The following is a 19282-nucleotide window of genomic DNA, read 5'->3' as shown; positions in this document are numbered from 1 at the left end:
CCCTCCTTAATAATAGTAATTTTCACCCGTGTCCGTGCCATTCGCCACGACACCTAAGATGTTTGCGTTAACTAGGCGTAGCTTTTTGACGGCATTTTTTGCGGATTGTTTGTTCGTTTTATCCGCATGAACGACTAAAAGTACACCGTCGACTTTCTTGGCTAGGATCAAGGCATCCGAAACGACATTGACTGGTGGCGTATCAATAATGACCACATCGTATAGTTGTTTGACCTCTTGCAAGGCTGCGGTCATTTTCGAAGAAGCGAGCAGATCATTAGGGTTTGACATAATGGCTCCACTAGTGATGATTGAAAATTCGCAATCTTCTAAAATCACTTGTTGGACACAGCTTTCGATCGAGATGTCCCGTCGGATATAGTTGGACAAGCCCACGTGCATTTCTTGTGAAAACAAATAATGTTGGGTGGGTTTACGCAGATCCGCATCGATCAATAAGGTTCGGTTCCCTTTTTGGGCATAGGCGACCGCCAAATTTGCCGAGACCGTGGATTTTCCCGTACCGCTTTCTCCTGAAGTAATCAAAATCGTTTGAGCATCTTGTTGTTGGCATAAATAGTCGACATTTTCGCGAATCAACTTGACTTGTTCGCTGATGATGGAATAATTTTCCTTCATGCTACGCATCACACACGCTTCCTTCCTCTAAAGCTTCTCGACTGGATGGTTTTAAACGAAGCAACTCGTTTTTCTTTGCTTATCTCTCCGATGACCTTTACCCCTAAGACCTCTTCGATTTCCGTATTCGAAGCAAAACTGCGCTCAAAAACCAACAGGAGGAACACATACGTAAAAGCGAAAAGAAGACTTAAAAAAGTGGTCAAACTGTACAACAAAAACTTGTTTGGACGAGCAGGCGTTTCTTGTGGCAAAACGGTTCCTTCTGCTAAGATCGTGACATTATCAATGTTCATGATTTTAGGGATCTCTTCACTAAAAACGCTGGCGGTCGTATTGGCGATTTCGGCTGCGATCTTCGGACTTTGATGGTAAGCGTTGATTTCGATGATCTGCGAGTTGGTGGCATTGGTAACACTCAAAATCTCCGACAATTCAGACACATCGTAGCTTCCCTCTAGCGCCTCACTGACTTCATTTAAGATGCGAGGACTCATGATGATGGTGCTATAGGTACTGACGAGTTGAAGGTCTGCCTGAATCGTCTGGTTTTCCAGACGATTGCCAGCTATCGTTTCTGACTGACTAATCAGCAACTGTGCACTTTTTTGATAAATGGGTTCAGCAAACAGGGTTAGATAAAGCAACATCGCTAGTAAGGGAATACTAATGATCATGAGGATCCAGCCTATTCGTTGCTGAAGGACTTGCTTCAATTTTTTCATATTTATTTCTTTATTCATTGGTTTTCCCTTTCAATAACAGAAATAGCAATCAAACCATTTACTGGGCGCTTGGTAATGACCCAAGAGAATAGGCAGCCTCGAACCTCGTTTTACCTGTCACAATATTTTTCGTGTCAAAAACGATTTTTTGTTTCATCGCTTGAATGGCTGCCGGCGCTATGTCTTTAAAGGCATCATGGTCACAGAGGATCAATGCCAGATCACTGTCTGTTAGTGCTGCTTCAATTTGTGCAACATCAGAAGTGGCGACATAAGGATCATAGGTAGTGACTTGCAGAGCTTTCTTTTGTTTCAATCTTTTGGCGATCTCAACAGCCGGACTTTCTCTGGCATCGTCAATGTTGCCCTTATACGCCAACCCTAGGACCGCGATTTTGTTTCCACCATGAATCGCTAAGATCTCTTCGACTTTTTTTATAATGAATTCAGGCATCTCTGTATTGATCATCCGCCCCAATTGAATTAACTTCGCGTCATCAGGTGCTGCCGCGACAACAAAATACGGATCGACTGCTAAGCAATGACCGCCGACACCAGGTCCCGGTTGATGGATATTGACCCGTGGATGCTGATTGGCTAACTCAATCACTTGGAGTGCATCAATGTTTAGGCGATCCCCAATTTGGACCAATTCATTGGCTAGTGCAATGTTCAAGTCGCGATAGGTGTTTTCCATCAATTTCGATAGCTCAGCGATACTTGCAGAAGTCTCCAGCACGTTTCCTTTGACGAAGGTCTGATAAATGCGTTTGCCTTGTTGGGTGCAAGCGCTCGTCATGCCACCAATGATTCGATTGTTCATCACCAGCTCTTCAAAGATTTTCCCTGGCAAAACTCGCTCTGGGCAATGCAACAAATAGAGATCTTCTCCAATGGTATAACTTGCTTTTTCAAAAAAGGGTCCAACGATGTCTTCCATCGTGCGGGGTTGAATGGTCGATTCAACAATGACTGTGTTGCCTTTTTCAAGATAGGGTAAGATAGCAGCCATCGCCGCTTTCACGTAGGACAAGTCGCAACTACCAAATTGATCGGCGATATTTGGCGTTGGTACGGCAATAATAAAGACATCCGCTTTTTCTGGTACCAACTGTGCATTGAATGTCTTTTTCGCTAAAGCTTGTGCTAGATAGCGATCAATGTCGGGTTCTTCGATTGGTGCCTGACCTGCTTGAAGTGATTGAACGACTGTTTCTGACACATCAACCCCAACGACTTCAATCCCATGGTTTGCAAAAGTAAGTGCTGTGGGCAGCCCGATATACCCCAATCCAATAACGTTTACCTTCATTCGCTCTTAACATCCCATTCTGCTAATTGTTCTTCACCGGGTTTATAAATCAGTTTTTTCGCCACTTGTCCTTCTTCTAAAGCAAAGGAAACTTGTCCAGTGATGGTTTCACCTACAGCGATCTCATTGCCAAACATCGCCATGGTATGATCAAGTTCAAGAAATTCTCCCTCTTCAGTTTCTAAAAGAAAATCAATCGAACCTAATCCAGCGGCAACTGACCCCATATTTTCTGCTGTGATGGTAAATGTATGTAATACTTGTTCCCCATCTTCTGTTTTCTTTTGATTGATTTCTTGTTTGTCGATGATGATCTTTAATCCACCAATGATCGATTGCGGCTCGGCATTGCTTTGATCCGTGATTTGTTCGATTGGTTCGCTGCCTTGGGTAGTATCCGTCTTTGCTTGGTCATCCGCCGAGCAAGCCGCTAAAAAACTCCCCATGAGGGCAAGGCTAAAGAGGCTAACGATTTTTTTCTTCATGTTCATTTGCTTTCTCTCTTTCTATCAATGAAGAGCCCCTTGCAACAGGCAAGGTCCAAGGGGCTCTCGTAGTTTCTGTTTCTTATTCTGTGATTGAAACGGTTGCTTGTGCAATCTCTCGTGTACTTAAGTCAGCAAAGCGATGCAATGCATAGATCGTCATCTGGCTGTCTTTTGTCACACTGTTGGCTTGTTCTTGGTTCAAGTAGGCGGTAAAGGTACCATCCGCAAAACCGCTCACCCACAGGATCATGCCATCAATTTCAAGTCGAGCAAAGTTGATGTCATCGCCTGTATAGGTCCCCGTAATGGTTCTGTCTCCCAGCTTGTATGGATTTGGCGTAATCGTTCCAGTAAATTCTTTATCGATAGTGACTACACTGCGATCCAATTCGGTGTCTACCGGACGGCCACTAACAACCTCCCGATGGTAAGCAACCAATTCAACTGTTTCCGCATCGCGAATCAAGTCGCGGGTCGTTTGATTGACAAAGTAAGTAAACGTCTGGTTTGCGGTGTTAAAGGTGCCTCCCCATGAAATTGAACGTCCATCAACGATCAAGTTGGCGAAATTCACATCGCCTGTAAAGGTTCCGGTAATTTCACTCTCTGTCACTTTGAAGGCTGCTGGTTGAATCGTGCCTGCTGCTTTGACGATTTCTACCGGCTGCAACACCAGCTTATGATCAATCGTTTGTCCATCGACTGTTTCACGATGGTAGGTTTGCAATTCTACTTTCGTTGCCGTTCTGATCTGGTCTCTAAATTGTGCGTGAACAAAGAATTCAAAGCGGCCAGTTTCTTTATTGAATGTGCCACCCCAGTTCCCTACAGACTGTCCATCAATCACTAAGTTGGCAAAATTGATATCTCCCGTAAAGGTTCCCGTAATCATGGTATCGGTGTAACTGTATTGATCCGGTGTGATCGTCCCTTGAAGTTGATCAATCACTGTTACTTCTTTGGTTTCTAGCACTTCGATTGCTTCCGTGTTACCGTTAATTTGGCGGTTCAACGCTTGGATCTCAACTTTATCGCCCGCTTTGATTCCAAGATTCGCTACATAAAACGAGAAGGTGCCATCGGCATTGAAGGTACCACCCCATGCATTAGAAGGCGTGCCATTGATCACTAAACGTGCAAAATTGACATCACCCGTAAAGGTCCCTGTAATCATTGTTTCGCCAACACGATATTGATCCGGTGTGATCGAACCAGCCAAATCTCTAGTTAATTCAACGGTTGTCCGATCAAGTACTTTGCCATATTGATCCAAGGCTTCGATTTCTACGACATCATCTACGGATTGGATGCGATTGCCGATAAAGAATTCAAACGAACCATCAGCAAAATTCCCACCACGAACGGATGATCCATTTACATACACACGGGCAGATACAACATCACCGGTATACGACCCTCTCAGGAACTGATCGGCCGAAGAAACATTGTAGCTTGCTGGTGTAATCGTGCCTTCGGTGTTTGCTGGATCAGTGACAACGATCGTTGAAGCAATATTTGATTGCAATCCATCGATGCTTGCTTGAGCAGTAATAATTGTTCCCGCTGCTTGCGGATCAATCTCTACTTCAAAATTGCCATCACTGTCAACAGTGGCATTTTTCGTTTCAGAATCGCCTATAGTAATTTCCACATGTGCATCTGGTTCGGCTGTTCCGCTAACGGTAGTGGATGTGGTTGTCACCTCATTCAATGTTGTTTCGGCGATCGTTGCTCGATCAACCATGGTTTCTGCAATATTTGATGAAATGCCATTTAAGGTTGCTTGGGCGGTAACTACCGTACCAGCTTGTTGTTTCTCAATCGTCAATGCATAGATGCCATCACTACCCACTCGTCCATTCGCAATGATCGTGTCACCGGCTTTGATCGTAATCTCAGCATTCGGCTCAGCCGTTCCCGTCACACTTGTGGAGTCAGTATTTAGCTCGGAAATCGTTGTTTCGGCAATCGTTTCTTTTTCACTATCCTCTACAACTGTTTCTGCAACCGATTGAATACCATTGGACGTTGCGGTAACAGTCACTTTTGTTCCAACTGCTAATGGTGCGTTCGGAATCGCAAATTGATAAGTTCCATCACTTGCAACGCGTCCCGTTAAACTTCCTTGTCCTTCAATAGTGACTGCTAAATCGGCATTTGGCTCAGCTCGCCCCGTAATGTGCGTTGAGCTTGTGGTTAAGTCGTCAATGGTCGTTTGTTGAATCGTTGCGGTATCCACAAAGTCACCAAAAGCGATTTTTCCGATTTGAGAACTATTGAATGTTGCGTTGAAGATTGAGTCATTGGATTCAATCCGCGAAGTAACTTGTTTGTTCGTATAAGTATTTAGTGAGAAAGAACCTTGTCTAAACTCTGGATAATTAAAGCTGGGCTCTCCTGAAAAATCAGCTGATCTTCTCCAAGTTTGCATTCCTGTCGATGAGTGGATCGTGTAGTTCGTTGTTCCTGGATAGGACCCAATTGCGGTTCCATTCGTATGATTGTTTTGGATTCGAACATTTGATCCTTCGTGGAAAGTGCTTGATTGTCCAACGTTTACCGTTGAATACGTGCTTCTTCCCACGACATCCAGTGTTCCCCCAGATAATACGGTCAAAGCACCTCGCAACCCCAATGCTTCTTGTGTTTTTTGCGTATTTGGCGCACTTGTGATCTTAAACGTTGCATTCGAATTAACTACTACGCTTGAGGCACTTCCTTCGATCAAGACTGCTTTTGCTGTATTTGAAGGATTGTTTTGAGTAACGTCTAATAAACTGCCTTCACCTAAATCAATTCGACCACCACTTGCAAGATAAATCGCACGAGCTGTTCCATTGTTATTTGCAACTACAGAAGCACCACTGCCGATATTCATTCGGACATTCGAAGTAGCCCAAATCAAGGAACCTGCATTTAATCGGTTTTCGCCAAAGAAATTAGCTGAAGAATTGCTAGCGGCTAAATAGAGTAAGCGCCCCGTTGCATGACTATTTTCATGAGTAACGTTTGTGAAGGAAACACTGGACGTTCTATTTTGATAGATCGTATTTGTTGCATGAGCCACGATTCTCACATTTCTGATACTTAATCCTTGATTTACCGTATTTCCATACAACCGAACATTATTCCCGAAGGTTAACGTATGACCATTACCTTCAATCGTTTTGGTCGTCCCTGTCCATGTCACACTACTGGTCATCGTGATGTTATTGGCTAAGCTGATTTGTGTAACCGTCGCATTGGCTAACGCTGTCCGTAATTCAGCATCAGATGTTACTTGGACACTTGCCCTTGTTGAACGGGTTTCAGCAGCGTCTTCTGATGATTCGTTAGAATTACTTTCTGAGGTTTCTTCATTTGGTGCATCCGCTTGTTCATCATTTTCTGCGACTTCATTATTTTCTGAAGAGTTCTCAGTAGAAACTTCTGTTTGAGCTTCTTCACTTTCAGTAGGAGAACCCTCTGTTTCCTGAACTGCTTGCTCATTGGTTGCTGTATGGTCATTTTCTGTGCTTTGAGTTGCTTCACTATCTGATAATAAATTTGGAGCTTCTATTCTCTCTTGTGTCACTCCTGAAGAATTATCAGTTTTTTCTGTCGCCATCGCATTTATTGGCAACGCCGATAAAGTTAAATGACTAATCAACAATAAACCTGTGACTTTTTTACTAAATTTGTTATTCATAAGTAACTCCTTTTTCTCTATTCTTTCTCTTGTACTTTAAAGATTCATTTCACGTTTTTATCAGTCACCCTTTCTTACTCCCTCGAAAAAAATCAGTTATAGCTCTTATCGGAACAACCTATTCGATACAAACTCTCTAAAAACCTAAATTAGAGCTATAAAATAATGCTTTTTTGACGAAATTTTATCGTTTTTAACGAGATTAAATTTACCATGGTTGATCATCAATCGATAAATCAAGATTTGCAAACCTGTATGAATAAATTGATTTTCATTTTCTTTTTAAATAAGGCATTTTAAAAGTTTGTGCAAAAAAAAGTGTTATAAAAAAAAGACGATTCCTTATCATTTAAAAAGGATCGTCCATTTTTGTTATTACCTGTAACCACTTGACTCAATACGATGGATACAAGGTTTCTGCCTACTAATTCTTAGTATTATCACAAACATTTTTAACAACAGTTCCTTTCAACAGAACGCTTCTTTTCTTCAAAAAAGGTCCCAAAAAAAGCAAAATAAAAGAAATTGTATGTAATTTTACACATCTTCTAAAAAAATTCATTTTTCTTTGGTATACTAAACATAGATCTGCATATCATTAGATTTACGTTGCCCGTTAGTGAAGTTTCAGGCAACGTTTCTTTATGGGGGATAGATAAAAATGGAAGAGAAAAAGATTTTTGAGAAGCGGTGGTTATTAGCTACCAGTGAACAACGAGAGAAATACCATGCCTTGATTGCCTCTTACCCTTCGATCGAATGGACATTCAAAGAAAAAAGCTACCTTTTATGGCTTTGTCAGTTAGATAGTGATACGTTCAAAACCTTTGAAGCAATTTTTGATAAACTAGTAAATGCCAACTAACTGTTTCAACGTAGGCTGTTCTTTCACCAAAATAACCCAATCTTTTGGTATTCAGGAACAGTGGGCCTATTTTCAGATAACTCCCTTTTTTATTAGATGAACGAATAAAAGCCGCAACCGTCGATCGCAACGGTTGCGGCTTTTCTCTTTGATTTATCCACACATGTCCTCGTCATGCTCTTTTTCAACACGTATATTAGGCTGTGGGAGCGTTTAACGCTTGCCCTAACTGAGGATCGATTTTTTCAATCACTCTTTGCCAATCTTGATAATCGGGGATTGCTTTGAGCAAAAGATAATCTGTCGATAAGATGAACTCTGATAAATATTCGCTATAATTTGTAACCACAAGATCAATGGCATTTCCCTTCAAATAATCGGTCGTCAATTCATTGATTTTTGGAAAAAATACCAGATGATCATTGCCGACATAACGCAAAAAGCGCGCACGAATCGTGTGACAGGCATAGAGATCGCCTTCTATTATCAATGCGATCCGTCTGACTTTTTGAGCATAGAGCTCCCTGATTGCTTCACTGTAAAGGGTCAGTGCCGCACAAATATCTACCAGATACTCCTGCTTGATCCCAAGAATCGCTTGGTGCTGCTTCATAAATGCCAGATTCCTTTGATAAGCGGCAGAACGATGCTTCTGCGCTTCATTTTTTACTTCTGTTAGCAAGTGATTTAAAACGGGCGCCAGTTGCTCATTGATTTTCTTTGACAGGAAAAAGGCGTGGATCATCGTCTTGACCCGTTGGGGCTCTTGAAAGGAAATGCCCCATTCTTGAACGAAGCGCTGACTCAGTTCTTCGAGTTCAGGATACAGTCCAAACGATGCAACGAATTGCTGCTCTTTTTCAGGCTCGGTCAAAGTCCGTTTCATCACGGTCACTAAATAAAGCCACATAATTTCTTGTTGCGGCAGTCTTACTCGGTATAGCGCTTCGATTTTAGGTGCTAAGTCATTCATTACGGCAAATGCCTCATGGGTTTCGATGATTTTTGCCAACGATTGAGGAATCTGAACCGTCTTTCCCAATTGGTAACGCTTGATCGCAATATACAAGCTATAATAAAAATCACTCGGAGAAACGCCTGTATTCACCAGCTCTGCGGGAATTTCTGAGAAGACATCACTGACTAGTGCAATCAGTTCTTTGGGGGGCAAGAGCGTATGAGGGGTGACATCTGATTCATAATAAAAATCTTTAAAGAACTTGCGAATATTGGCTTCGGAGCCACTCAAATTAACCGGTTGCAAGATCCACTCCACATGATACTTTCGCAACGTCACAGAAGCAGTATTCAAATAACGACGCATCGTACTTTCTGATACATACAAGCGCTGCGCCCACTCTTCAACCGAACAGAATTCACCGTGGAAAATGGCTTCCACGATTTGATACATTCCTTCTTCTGCAACAAGCTCCTTTTTTTGGGACAAGTATTTTTTCGGATTCGTTTCCCTAAAATGATAGCCATTGGCTACAAGCGAAAATTCGGCTGCCTCTTGTAGATAGGTTTTCAATTCTTTGATATCCGAGCTGATCGTCCGTTGGGTCACATCAAGTTTGTTTGCTAAACTTGCGATGGAACAAGTCCGTTCTCGCTCAAAAGTATTTAACATTTGAAGCCAGCGAACGGTCGTCTTATTTAGCATAAAATTTAACTGCAATTCTCTCATTTTCCCCTCCGTGTTTCTTCCTCACCGACTAGTGTCTTTACTATAGTACAATATTTAGGTGCATAAAAAAACCTTCCTATTTCCCAAATTCACATTAAGAAGCTTCTTGAATGTGTACTTAAGTGAACAAACAAGGTATTCTCTATGTAGACTTATTTTTGTGCAACTGGAGGAATTCGTATGACAAATATGGTTTATGGGTACGCACGTGTCTCCACAAGACAACAGGATCTCTCGCGTCAGTTAGATTTACTTGACCGGTATGAGTGCAATAAAATTTATACGGAAAAGATCAGTGGTGTTCGTGCGAATCGTCCTGAATTAAATAAATTAAAAAAACGAGTGAAAGAAAACGATAAAATCATCATTGAAAGTTTCTCGCGACTAGGAAGAAGTACCAAAGATCTCATTGATCTTGTCTACTTTTTTGAAAAAAAAGGAGTAAAGCTTATCAGTATTAAAGAAAATTTTGATACGCAAACCCCACAAGGGAAATTGATGATGACTGTTTTCCAAGCCTTTAGCCAATTCGAACGAGACATCATCGTCGAACGGACCAAAGAAGGCTTAGAATCCGCTCGTGCTAGAGGAAATATCGGTGGTCGCCCACGAATCGATCCTGGACTGATTCAACACGCATTGAACCTTTATCAAAAAGAAGGAAAAGCTGTTGTGGATATCTGTGCCCAAACAGGGTTAAAACGATCAACTTTTTATCGTTATCTTAGTCTGGAAAAAGAGGAAATCGTTTCATAAATACAAGTGCTGGCTAAACTTAGTACTCTCGGCTGCTCACTATATAAATAAACAGGACGAACATTGCTGATGTTTGTGATTGCTTTTTTGTTCTCTCTTAAAGCAATTCATCCAGCTTGTTCGTCCTGTATGTTTTATTCTTCTAGCTCTTTTGTCGATCCTATTGTTATTTTCTCCATGATTTCTTACGGTACAAGAGCACCAACCCGCCGATTAAGAATAGGATACCTGTAACACTTAGCAAAACACTGCTTGTTTCTCCTGTTTTTGGCAGTTGCTTAACAGTGGATTGTTTGCTTGCTTTGATCGGTGTTGTCTGTCCTGTTGCTGAGGGGTTGTCTGATTGTTCTGATGGACGTTTTTCGTTTTTCTCATCATCGTTTGTTTCTGACGTCTCTGTCTCAGGACGTGCCTTAATTGGTTCTTCTGTTATTGGATCAGACGCTTCAGTTTCAGGAAATTCAGTCCCAGGCGACTCACTTTCCGGGCGATTTTCTTCTGGTACTTCTGTTGGCGTTTCGTCAGGTGTTTCGCTGACTTTTGCTTGTATAGTAATCACGGCATGGGCAATCACTGCTCCGTAATGGTAGGAAACCGTGTATTGACCGACTATGTTGTTGTTCACTGTGCCATTGACTTCTACTTCTGAAAAGGCTACTTTTTTGCCATCACGATCGGTGGCAGAATCAAAGTTTGTTTCTGGCAACCATTCATCGCCTTGCTTGATCGTTGAATCGTGGACTTTTAGGGATGTTTCATCCGCTTTGACGGTGATAGTGGCTTTGCTTTCTACACCACGATAAATGTAAGTGACCTCGTACTCGCCTGCTTTCGTTGTGTCTGCTTTTCCTGTAACGGTGATATCTTCAAAATCAACAGGTTTACCATCCCGATCTGTTGCGCTATCGAAGTTGTCTTTGGCTGTCCAGTTTTCCCCTGTGTACAACTCGCTATCGTGGACTTTGACTGTAGTTTGATCGGCTTTGACGGTGATAAGGGCTTTGCTTTCTAAGTCATGATAGCTGTATATAACTTCATACTCGCCTACTTTCGTCGTATCGACAATCCCTGTGACAGTGATATCCCCAAAATCAACAGATGAACCGTCTCTATCTGTTGCATTATCGAAATTATCCTTAGCTGTCCAGTTATCCCCTGTGTACAACTCACTATCGTGGACTTTGACTGCCGTTTGGTTGGCTTTGACGGTGATAGTGGCTTTGCTTTCTACGCCGTGATAGCTGTAAGTGACCTCGTACTTTCCTGCTTGCGTTGTATCGACAGTCCCCGTGACAGTGATATCCCCAAAATCAACAGATGAACCATCTCTATCTGTTGCACTATCGAAATTATCCTTAGCTTTCCAGTTGTCCCCTGTGTACAACTCGCTGTCATGGGCAGTCACCTTGGTTTGGTCAGCTTTGACGGTGATCACAGCTTTTGATGCTACTCCATCATAACGATAAACTACCTCATAGGACCCCGTTTTTTTAGTATCTACGCTTCCTTCAACGTTCACATCCGCAAACGAAACTGGGTTGTTATCCCGATCTACGGCTTGATCAAAGTTATCTTCTGCGGCCCAGTCATCGCCGACGTATATCGAAGAATCATGAACCTTAATCGCAGTGAATCGTGGTTTTACGAGTATCGTTGCTTCTTTACTCACATGATTCAATTGATAACTGATTTTATACGTAGCGGCTTTGTTAGTATCTACTTGTCCGGAAACACGACCACCCTCAGCAATAAATTCCTCATAAGTCAAAGTTTTGCCTTCTTTTGAAATAGCTTGCTCAAAATTATCCGCCGCTGTCCATGTATCCTGTTCATAAATAGTGGTATCTTTCACGGTCAGATCGGTATAGTCAGTCGGTGCTTTTTGATAGACGTACGTCACCGTTACTTCGCCACGAGGAAGAACACCTTTTGCATTCGTTGGCAGTTGACTGGTATCAAGGATGTACCCCGGAATTTGTGGAATAAACGCACTTGTAGAGACATCATAAGGCTCATTGGTACTATCATTGATCGTTTGGTAAGGATAGATCTCCATACCAGTCTCATCCACATATTTAATGGTCAGATGGCTATTTGTAAAGCGAATATTATATGTTGCTGTAAACAAAAGGTTACCGTTAGCGTCGGTATATTCTAAAACCGCTGTTAAACCGTAATAGTTGATCGTAAAACCTGTGAAGCTTGTCCAAGATATATTTAATTGATTGGTACCAGTCACTTCACTTGTATACCATAGTCCCACTAGCATGTATACCTTATCCGTTTTGTAGACATAAAAATCTTCTGTCAGCTGCGGGTCTTGGTATAGTGTTTGGTGTGCGTATTTTTCCGGGATTGGCAAATCCAAAACCAGTGCTTTATACTTGATCGGATCATATTCTACAGTCAGATCGTAGTTGAAACTCTCGATACTCTTCGTTGATTCTGCAGCGAGAGGTTGACTATCCGTAGATTCTACATTGGTTTCAGCAGATGGGGCAGTAACTGAAATTTGAGTTTTTTCTGCAGCATCAGCTGCGTTAGATTGATTTGTTTCTGAGTTTGAAGTGGTGGTCACCACTTCACTTTCGGTTGCTTCAGAAGATATGACGTCAGCATTTCCTTCTTGGGTATCTGTCTTTTCTCCTGTGTTCATGCTTCCTGTTGAATCTGCCAGCAAGGGAACCGATGAGTCTATGAATGGTGTTTGCTGCTCTGTTTGTTGTGTTTCTGTTGCCTGAGCGATCGGCCATGTGCTTGGAAAGGTTGTCCCTAAAATCAGCATCCCTATTAAACCACTCTTAATTATAACTACGCGTTTTTTCATTTTTACTTTTTCTCCTTTTTCTTTTTCCAAACTTTATTCACACTTACTTCCGTTCCAATCTGTCCAAATTTTGGTTGACTGCAACTGGCAGGGGTGTTTTCTATAAAATAACTCCCTTAAATGACTGTCCTTCGCAAAAATATGTGGGCGCCGCATCTTTAACATGAATTCCTTCAATTTTCAAGGGATAAGACTTCTTGAATGGCCCAGAGTATTATATAATTTACTTAAAACGAATGGTTTTTATATTCGATCGCTGATCGCTCCCACAGGGTCTTGAAAGAGGTGGTGACATCAATGTTAGAAAATTTATCCATCAACTTACATCGAGATAAGGCATTTTCTCGTCAAGTAAAAATTCTGCAAGTGCTAAATGCAGCACCCGCAGGGTATCACCCGCAAGAGTTGGCGACATTATTGGGACTTTCCTTGCCTACAGTCTCTAAAGAATTAAGTATTTTAAGCGACAGTTTGCCGGAAGATCTGGTCAAGATCAAACTTTCTGGATCCAACATCGTTTCGATTGAGTATGCACCAAATGCTTCAATCAATTCTGCCATTCAGCTTTTGGGCATGGAAACGTTGGAGTTTAAAATCATGTCTAGTATCATTGATAATAAAAAATACTCTATTCACCGAGCAACGATCGAATTTGGCTATTCCCGCAGTCATCTGTTGCGAACGATCAGTTATATGAACAAATCTTTACAAACCTATTCTGTGACCATCGCAACGAATCATCTTGATTTTATCGGTACCGAAGCCGATATTCGCTTTTGTCTGTTTGTCTTTTTCTCCGCTTATGGCGATAGCACGATCTTAGATAAAGACAGCCCTGCAGATGCGCGTCTTCTGGTCCAAAAAGCAAAAGAAGCCAACAAAAAAGATTTGCATTACAGTCATTATCGACTTGCCCTATGGCTAAGTATTGCCAAGCGTAGGTGGCGCTATTCTTACTTTTTGACATTGCCACCGTCTTTAGAACGCAATCTATTAGAGAAAGAACGCTTCGCTGTTTTCTCAAAAATATTAAACGAACATTATTTGAAAAAATATCGGATCATCCACTTGCCGCAACAAGAACTCCTTTGGATCTTCCTCAATGCTCTCCACTGCATTTCGTATAGTACGATGGATATTAATGGGGAAAGCGAGGCGGATTACATTTTTCACCATACAGAGAAACCAGAAATTCTCGCAGAAGTTGCTGCCTTTTTAAAGAAACCTGGAATAGCTATCCTTCCTGCAGCATCACACAAAATCATCGCATATCTCGTAAATCTCCGCTTGTTAACGATGATTTCTGCGAATTACGAATTTGCCGATCCCCAGATCAAAACCTTTGTTGAAGCGACATTCAAGACGGACTACCTTGCTTGGAATAAATGGTTGAAACAGTTTAATGAACAAAGTCGTTTCTTTTCGTTTACTCACTTAGAGCATGTCGCAGTTACGTTGACCTTGTTAAGCGAACTTTCTTCTAGCAATCAGTTGAAAAAGCATCTCAAAGTGGCCTTTGCTTTTCAAGGTGGTGCTGGATTAGATGCCTTTTTAGCCGCATCAACAGAGCTATTCAAAAATGACCATACAGAAATCAGTTATTTTTTTGAAGTGGCTCCTGATGAACAAGAATTGATCCATCGAGAAATTGATTTGATCGTTAGCAATTTTGACTTGCATCTGAAAAGTAACACCAAATTTCAGCAACTACGAATTTCCAATGTTCCTACCCTTTCGGACTGGACGATCATCCACAAAACGATTGAACAGCTGATTCAGCCAAGAATCACACCGATTCATTGACCTAAGGCAACTGTCGGCCTTCTTGAAGGAAGCGCCGTCAGTTTTTTCATTGCATGGTTTGCTATTTTAGTCCTTTCCTAAGTATCCATTTTTCTTTTCTCTTAGCGTGTCTATTTTTTTCACATCCGAAAAAAATCAGACCTTTTTTCAAGATTCCTCTCCTAACAAACGCTTTTCTTTTCAAGCGCAGCGTAAAAATTCATTGTCTTGTTTTCGTGTGCTGCTCGTAATCCCTGAAAAGTTGGGATGTTTGGTGTATTTTTTATGATAGAAATTTTAGCAGCTACTCTTAGCACCAAATGTGAAAAGCGTTATTTTAAAAGCAAAGAAACATACGATCAAAACAGACTGCATGTTTTAAATAACTTTTGTATCTATTTTTTTTATTTACTAGAAAAAAAAGAAATCTTCTCCCCGCTCCTTTTTTGTATAATAGGTAAAAAGAGAGGGGGACCAATGTGGATTTTATCAAAGAGCTGCACTCCTTTAAAACGATCGTTGAAGAAGGTACGTTTACGAAAGCTGCTGCTAAATTAAACTATGCCCAATCGACGGTTACGAACCATATCAAAAAGTTAGAAGAAGAGTTAGAAGTAGCGTTATTTTTGGAAGGAAAAAGCAATGTACTCACGTTGGAAGGTGAATTGTTGAAACAGGCGGTTCCTGGTCTGATCGCTCAGTGGGAGGAGGTCAAAGAACAGTTGCTCAATGCTTCGAACACAGTCGAATATTCTTTACGGATGGGCATCGTCCCCCCTTATGACATGTTGATTTTACCGGAGCTTCTCCATGTATTTTCCCACCAATACCCAAAAATAAAATTCGAGATCATGGTGGGATCCACGCTGGCATTAGCCGATGCATTAAAAGAAAATCGTATTGATTTTGCGTTATGCTCACTTCCTCACGAAGATTCCTTTGTCTATGAAGAACTTTTACAAGAAGAAATCTGCTGCATCACTTCGATCACGAACCCATTGATCATTAAGGAATTAGCCGACCTTACAGGAATCCATCTATACAGTTCCGGCGGTGACTGTCCTGCACTTAGAAATATCGAGGGCTACCTTGACCAGTGTGTACCTTCGCTCCAATGGGAATATGTCAGCAGCAGCACGACGATTCCTTATTTGATTGAACAAACAGGCTTCTGCGGTCTAGTCCCGCGTTCGATCATTGATCAAACATGCGCTCAAGTAAAAATTTTATCACTGCCTTTACCGAATCTCCGCATGACGATTGGCTTACTGTCAAAGCAACCATTGACACTTTTCCCGAATATTACAAAAAAGTTTGTCTTTGAGTTAAAAATGCGCTTACTGTAATTGTTATAAAATCAGTTTGATCACGATCGATTTTTATGCAGTTATTCTTCAAAAAAAAAATGATAGTATTTATTCTAGCAGCAAAGAAGCAGCGTGAAAACAAATAGCCGCACAACCTCTTTCTGTTCTACAGACGTTGTGCAGCATAGCTTTTCATTTCGCTTATTATTATTCAATCAGATGATTACCTCTTGTTTCGCCACTCACTTTTTGTTATCATTTTACTTTTTTTATGCAAACTGGTACGATTATTCATACTATCCGCAGGAGATAAAAAAGCCACTGTTGTTCTTTACATTTCAGAATTTTTTACCGATTATAAAAAATAGAAACGTTCTTTCATCCTTTCCAATGTATACTCTACTTTGGAAAAGAACAATCACCAAAAAAGGCTGGACTTGAAAACCGTTCGATCATGTTTTTAGTAGCAGGCAGTTATTGCTCAAGGAGCCTATTTTTGCAATTGTCAGAAAAAATAGACGATGAGAAAAGGAGGAAAAACTATGTTTATCATTGAAGCGATCTTCAGCTTTCTAAGAGACACATTAGGTGTGATCCTGGCCATTCTCTTAGGGACGCTTTGTTTGTCGATGGTGATCAATCTGATCGTTATCGTTGTAAAAAACACCTATTCAAAATTTAAAAAGAATTATTAACGAATCGCTGTCTTCTAATAGATAGCTTTTTTAGATAGTTTTTTCAACCTCTCAGGTCTCTTTTTTGCCTTTATAGTATCTTTTTTCAAACTCAATCCAAGATTTGCTGAATTCATGGTTGGAAAAGGCACTTTTTAAGCCTGAGCGCTGCTTAAAGCGAAAGACCTCTTCGCGGTCCATCCCCAATTCCTTGGCAATTCGTTCATCCGACCACTCGTTAGCGACCAACTGCTGCACGATGTTTCCCATCTTCTCGATGCCATGGGTACCACGTGCTCGATTGTGGCGAATCGTTGAAGCGATGCGATTCTCAAAAGGCTTATCGATCACTGTGACCGGAACGCTTGGCAACGCCAGGCGGTCTTTTGCTACGACATACCGATGAAACCCATCGATCAAAATATACTTGTCCTGCTCCTTATCGTGGTAACAAACCAGTGGCTGCGTAAAGCCATCTTCCCGAATCGACAGTTCCAGCAAATCCATCTCTGGAGCAGCCACGGTGTTGGGATTATACGTATTCGCGTGAATCTTGCTGACTGGGATCAGCTTCGCCGCTAACACTGGAAAATCGATATCGCTCATGAGGTACTACACTCCTTTTTAGAAATGAATAATTTTTTGTTTGTCGATAGACCGCAAACCCTTTTGACTCCAAAAGTGCAATTTCACTAGGCTGGTTACTAGAAGCGAGAATCTCTGCTTCTGGGTAATTGCGGCTGATATCCACCAACATTTTCCGTAAAAGAAACTTTTTAAATTGAGCAGTTGGATCTTTTTCATAAAATTCCCCTAGCTCCACTTTATTGACGCCTTTTTCATAATAAGAAAAAGCGGTCACCCGTTTTTCGTCATCAAGAATCACATACCAGTAGCAGTTCTCATCATTGACTAAGTACGGAAATTGCTGCTGATACACCCGTTCCGCAAAAAATGCCCCCATCAATTGATAGAATTGGCTTTTCTTATACGGTGGAAAAAATAAAACCAATCGTTCGTTCACAAAACCCTTCCTCTCTAGGGACACATTCGTCCATCGTTAGGTGATTTTTTTCGTTAAATACTCATATTTGGCATTCAATTTTTTTAACTGATACTTGGGTAAATGCTCGATTCCCAACGCCGCCCCAAAATCGACCGCCAACTCATACAATTCCGTCTCATCTTTTTTCGTCAGACTGTATTGTCGCGTGCTCAAAGAAAAATCATTTTTTTCTAACGCACGAGCGATCCCTTTCCAGTCATGCCAGAGTACTTCGTTTTTCAGCCACTCCTTACGTTTGGTCACATCGGGAATGTCTTCCACTTCGATTCCGTGCTTTTCTCGATAATGATCAATCAAGATCGTGATTTTGCGGTAATAATGGTCCTGTAATTTCTTTGAATAAAGTCCAATTGATTCCAGTAAAAAGACCGCATACTCTTGCCAAGTCATATGACTTGGCTTTCTCGTATTGTAATGCGCCAATAATCCCGTCTGGGCATACAATCGACCAAAATTGGCTCCTGACACGCGGTTGACGACCCGTTCCCACGTTTCCGGTTCCACCAGAGCATATTGATATAAGCCTTTTCGTTGCTGCATACCATAAGGCTGACAGATTCGCATTTGATGAATCGGAACGCCATGATCATATAATTTTTCATAAAAGCCATTTATCGGCCAGTCAAAATGGGCATAGGCGCCCCAGACATCTTCTGTCTTCCAATCATAGATGGGGTAAAAATTGACGACCATGGAATCTGCTACTTGCCGTTTGATCCAGCATTGCTTCCGAAAGTTATACTTTGGCGAAGTGATCGACCGATATCGGTATAGACTTTCCTGTGTTCGGATGCCAACGCCACAAGCAACGGGTTCACACTGATGATAGTTTGCGTACCAGTGAGCAAAGTTTCGTAAGAACTTATCTGGATTCATATTTGCACTCTGATAGATTTCCATCAATGATTCATCTAAATCAGCAAGTGAAATCGCATCTTTTGGCATCATCTGTACCCACTTCTCACGTTCTTGTTCATCCCACATCAGCCATTGTGGCTGAAATACGCTAGTGTTGTTGTCCTCGTAAAAGGGCAAACAGAAGTGAAAGGTTTGATTGATAGTTGGTAACGCTTTGATTTTTTCCATGAACGTTCTCGTAGCATCATAATTTGCCTCGATATCTAAAATCAGCAGATCAAAAGTTTTCTTTTTTTGTCGGGCGACTTGGTCAGCCAACTGAATCATGGCACCGCTATCTTTTCCACCACTGAAAGAGAAATAAACATGGGGAAAGGTATCAAAAATATATTCCAGGCGCGTCATCGCCGCTTCCAGCACATTATCCTTACAATATTTCTTCATAAAAGCTCATGTCCTCATTTTATTTGTCCTTTTTTTGAATAAGTATTACATTCTAGTATAAAGTTTCACTTAGCTTCTTACAAGGACTTAAGGGAGATTTTGCATTCGATACATGCAAATAATTGTTAGCTATCATTGCAATGTGTTCCCCATTGTTCACTACT

15 protein-coding genes are annotated in these 19282 nt (G+C 41.3%); 5 read left to right on the top strand and 10 right to left on the bottom strand.

Annotated features, from left to right (window positions below; translation table 11 throughout):
* Window positions 1-6 precede the first annotated feature (6 nt).
* The 5 genes from IGI94_RS02890 to IGI94_RS02870 all read right to left on the bottom strand — a co-directional run bounded on the left by IGI94_RS02890 (window position 7) and on the right by IGI94_RS02870 (window position 6852).
* Window positions 7-648, bottom strand: coding sequence for a CpsD/CapB family tyrosine-protein kinase (locus IGI94_RS02890; protein ID WP_008377979.1), 642 nt, complete (start codon window positions 646-648; stop codon window positions 7-9).
* Window positions 648-1382 carry a YveK family protein gene (locus IGI94_RS02885; RefSeq protein ID WP_061053764.1) on the bottom strand — a complete coding sequence of 245 codons (735 nt, stop codon included), beginning with the start codon at window positions 1380-1382 and terminating at the stop codon, window positions 648-650. The genes IGI94_RS02890 and IGI94_RS02885 overlap by 1 nt, the downstream gene beginning before the upstream one ends.
* 40 nt (window positions 1383-1422) lie before the next feature.
* Window positions 1423-2676 carry a nucleotide sugar dehydrogenase gene (locus IGI94_RS02880; protein ID WP_061053763.1) on the bottom strand — a complete coding sequence of 418 codons (1254 nt, stop codon included), beginning with the start codon at window positions 2674-2676 and terminating at the stop codon, window positions 1423-1425.
* Window positions 2673-3167 carry a hypothetical protein gene (locus IGI94_RS02875; RefSeq protein ID WP_194199909.1) on the bottom strand — a complete coding sequence of 165 codons (495 nt, stop codon included), beginning with the start codon at window positions 3165-3167 and terminating at the stop codon, window positions 2673-2675. The genes IGI94_RS02880 and IGI94_RS02875 overlap by 4 nt, the downstream gene beginning before the upstream one ends.
* A 76-nt stretch (window positions 3168-3243) precedes the next feature.
* Window positions 3244-6852 carry an immunoglobulin-like domain-containing protein gene (locus IGI94_RS02870; RefSeq protein ID WP_194199908.1) on the bottom strand — a complete coding sequence of 1203 codons (3609 nt, stop codon included), beginning with the start codon at window positions 6850-6852 and terminating at the stop codon, window positions 3244-3246.
* A gap of 661 nt (window positions 6853-7513) precedes the next feature.
* Here IGI94_RS02870 and IGI94_RS02865 point away from each other — a divergent pair.
* The gene (locus IGI94_RS02865) at window positions 7514-7717 is read left to right on the top strand and encodes a hypothetical protein (RefSeq protein WP_005232004.1); all 204 of its coding nucleotides are present in this window, start codon (window positions 7514-7516) and stop codon (window positions 7715-7717) included.
* A 196-nt stretch (window positions 7718-7913) separates the two neighbouring features.
* Here the strand turns inward: IGI94_RS02865 and IGI94_RS02860 are convergent, their stop codons facing one another.
* A complete protein-coding gene (locus tag IGI94_RS02860) occupies window positions 7914-9404 on the bottom strand; it encodes a helix-turn-helix domain-containing protein (RefSeq protein WP_086299113.1) in 1491 nt (496 codons plus the stop codon).
* A gap of 180 nt (window positions 9405-9584) precedes the next feature.
* Between IGI94_RS02860 and IGI94_RS02855 the strand changes: the two genes are divergently transcribed.
* Window positions 9585-10160 (top strand): recombinase family protein, encoded by a 576-nt coding sequence (locus tag IGI94_RS02855; protein ID WP_005232006.1) that lies wholly within the window; start codon window positions 9585-9587, stop codon window positions 10158-10160.
* A 166-nt stretch (window positions 10161-10326) separates the two neighbouring features.
* Here the strand turns inward: IGI94_RS02855 and IGI94_RS02850 are convergent, their stop codons facing one another.
* Window positions 10327-12987, bottom strand: a complete 2661-nt coding sequence (locus IGI94_RS02850) for a bacterial Ig-like domain-containing protein (protein ID WP_301389255.1) — start codon at window positions 12985-12987, stop codon at window positions 10327-10329.
* Between the two features lie 297 nt (window positions 12988-13284).
* On the opposite strand from IGI94_RS02850, the gene IGI94_RS02845 reads away from it, so the two are divergent.
* The 3 genes from IGI94_RS02845 (at window position 13285) to IGI94_RS02835 (ending at window position 16771) form a co-directional block, all read left to right on the top strand.
* Window positions 13285-14790, top strand: a complete 1506-nt coding sequence (locus IGI94_RS02845; protein ID WP_086333014.1) for a helix-turn-helix domain-containing protein — start codon at window positions 13285-13287, stop codon at window positions 14788-14790.
* A gap of 458 nt (window positions 14791-15248) precedes the next feature.
* The gene (locus tag IGI94_RS02840; protein ID WP_008377960.1) at window positions 15249-16115 is read left to right on the top strand and encodes a LysR family transcriptional regulator; all 867 of its coding nucleotides are present in this window, start codon (window positions 15249-15251) and stop codon (window positions 16113-16115) included.
* Between the two features lie 503 nt (window positions 16116-16618).
* Window positions 16619-16771 carry a hypothetical protein gene (locus tag IGI94_RS02835; RefSeq protein WP_008377957.1) on the top strand — a complete coding sequence of 51 codons (153 nt, stop codon included), beginning with the start codon at window positions 16619-16621 and terminating at the stop codon, window positions 16769-16771.
* A gap of 51 nt (window positions 16772-16822) precedes the next feature.
* On the opposite strand, the gene IGI94_RS02830 is transcribed toward IGI94_RS02835, so the two are convergent.
* The 3 genes from IGI94_RS02830 to IGI94_RS02820 are packed head-to-tail and all read right to left on the bottom strand — an operon-like array spanning window position 16823 to window position 19118.
* Window positions 16823-17356 carry an IbrB-like domain-containing protein gene (locus IGI94_RS02830; RefSeq protein WP_034871891.1) on the bottom strand — a complete coding sequence of 178 codons (534 nt, stop codon included), beginning with the start codon at window positions 17354-17356 and terminating at the stop codon, window positions 16823-16825.
* A complete protein-coding gene (locus IGI94_RS02825; protein WP_050790962.1) occupies window positions 17283-17774 on the bottom strand; it encodes a hypothetical protein in 492 nt (163 codons plus the stop codon). The genes IGI94_RS02830 and IGI94_RS02825 overlap by 74 nt, the downstream gene beginning before the upstream one ends.
* A 36-nt stretch (window positions 17775-17810) precedes the next feature.
* Window positions 17811-19118: a DUF3440 domain-containing protein gene (locus IGI94_RS02820; RefSeq protein WP_008377955.1), complete on the bottom strand. Its 1308-nt coding sequence runs from the start codon at window positions 19116-19118 to the stop codon at window positions 17811-17813.
* Window positions 19119-19282 lie beyond the last annotated feature (164 nt).

This window comes from Enterococcus sp. AZ149, from assembly GCF_051714285.1.
GTDB lineage: Bacteria > Bacillota > Bacilli > Lactobacillales > Enterococcaceae > Enterococcus_D > Enterococcus_D entomosocium.
This window is presented reverse-complemented; position numbering and strand designations above follow the sequence as displayed.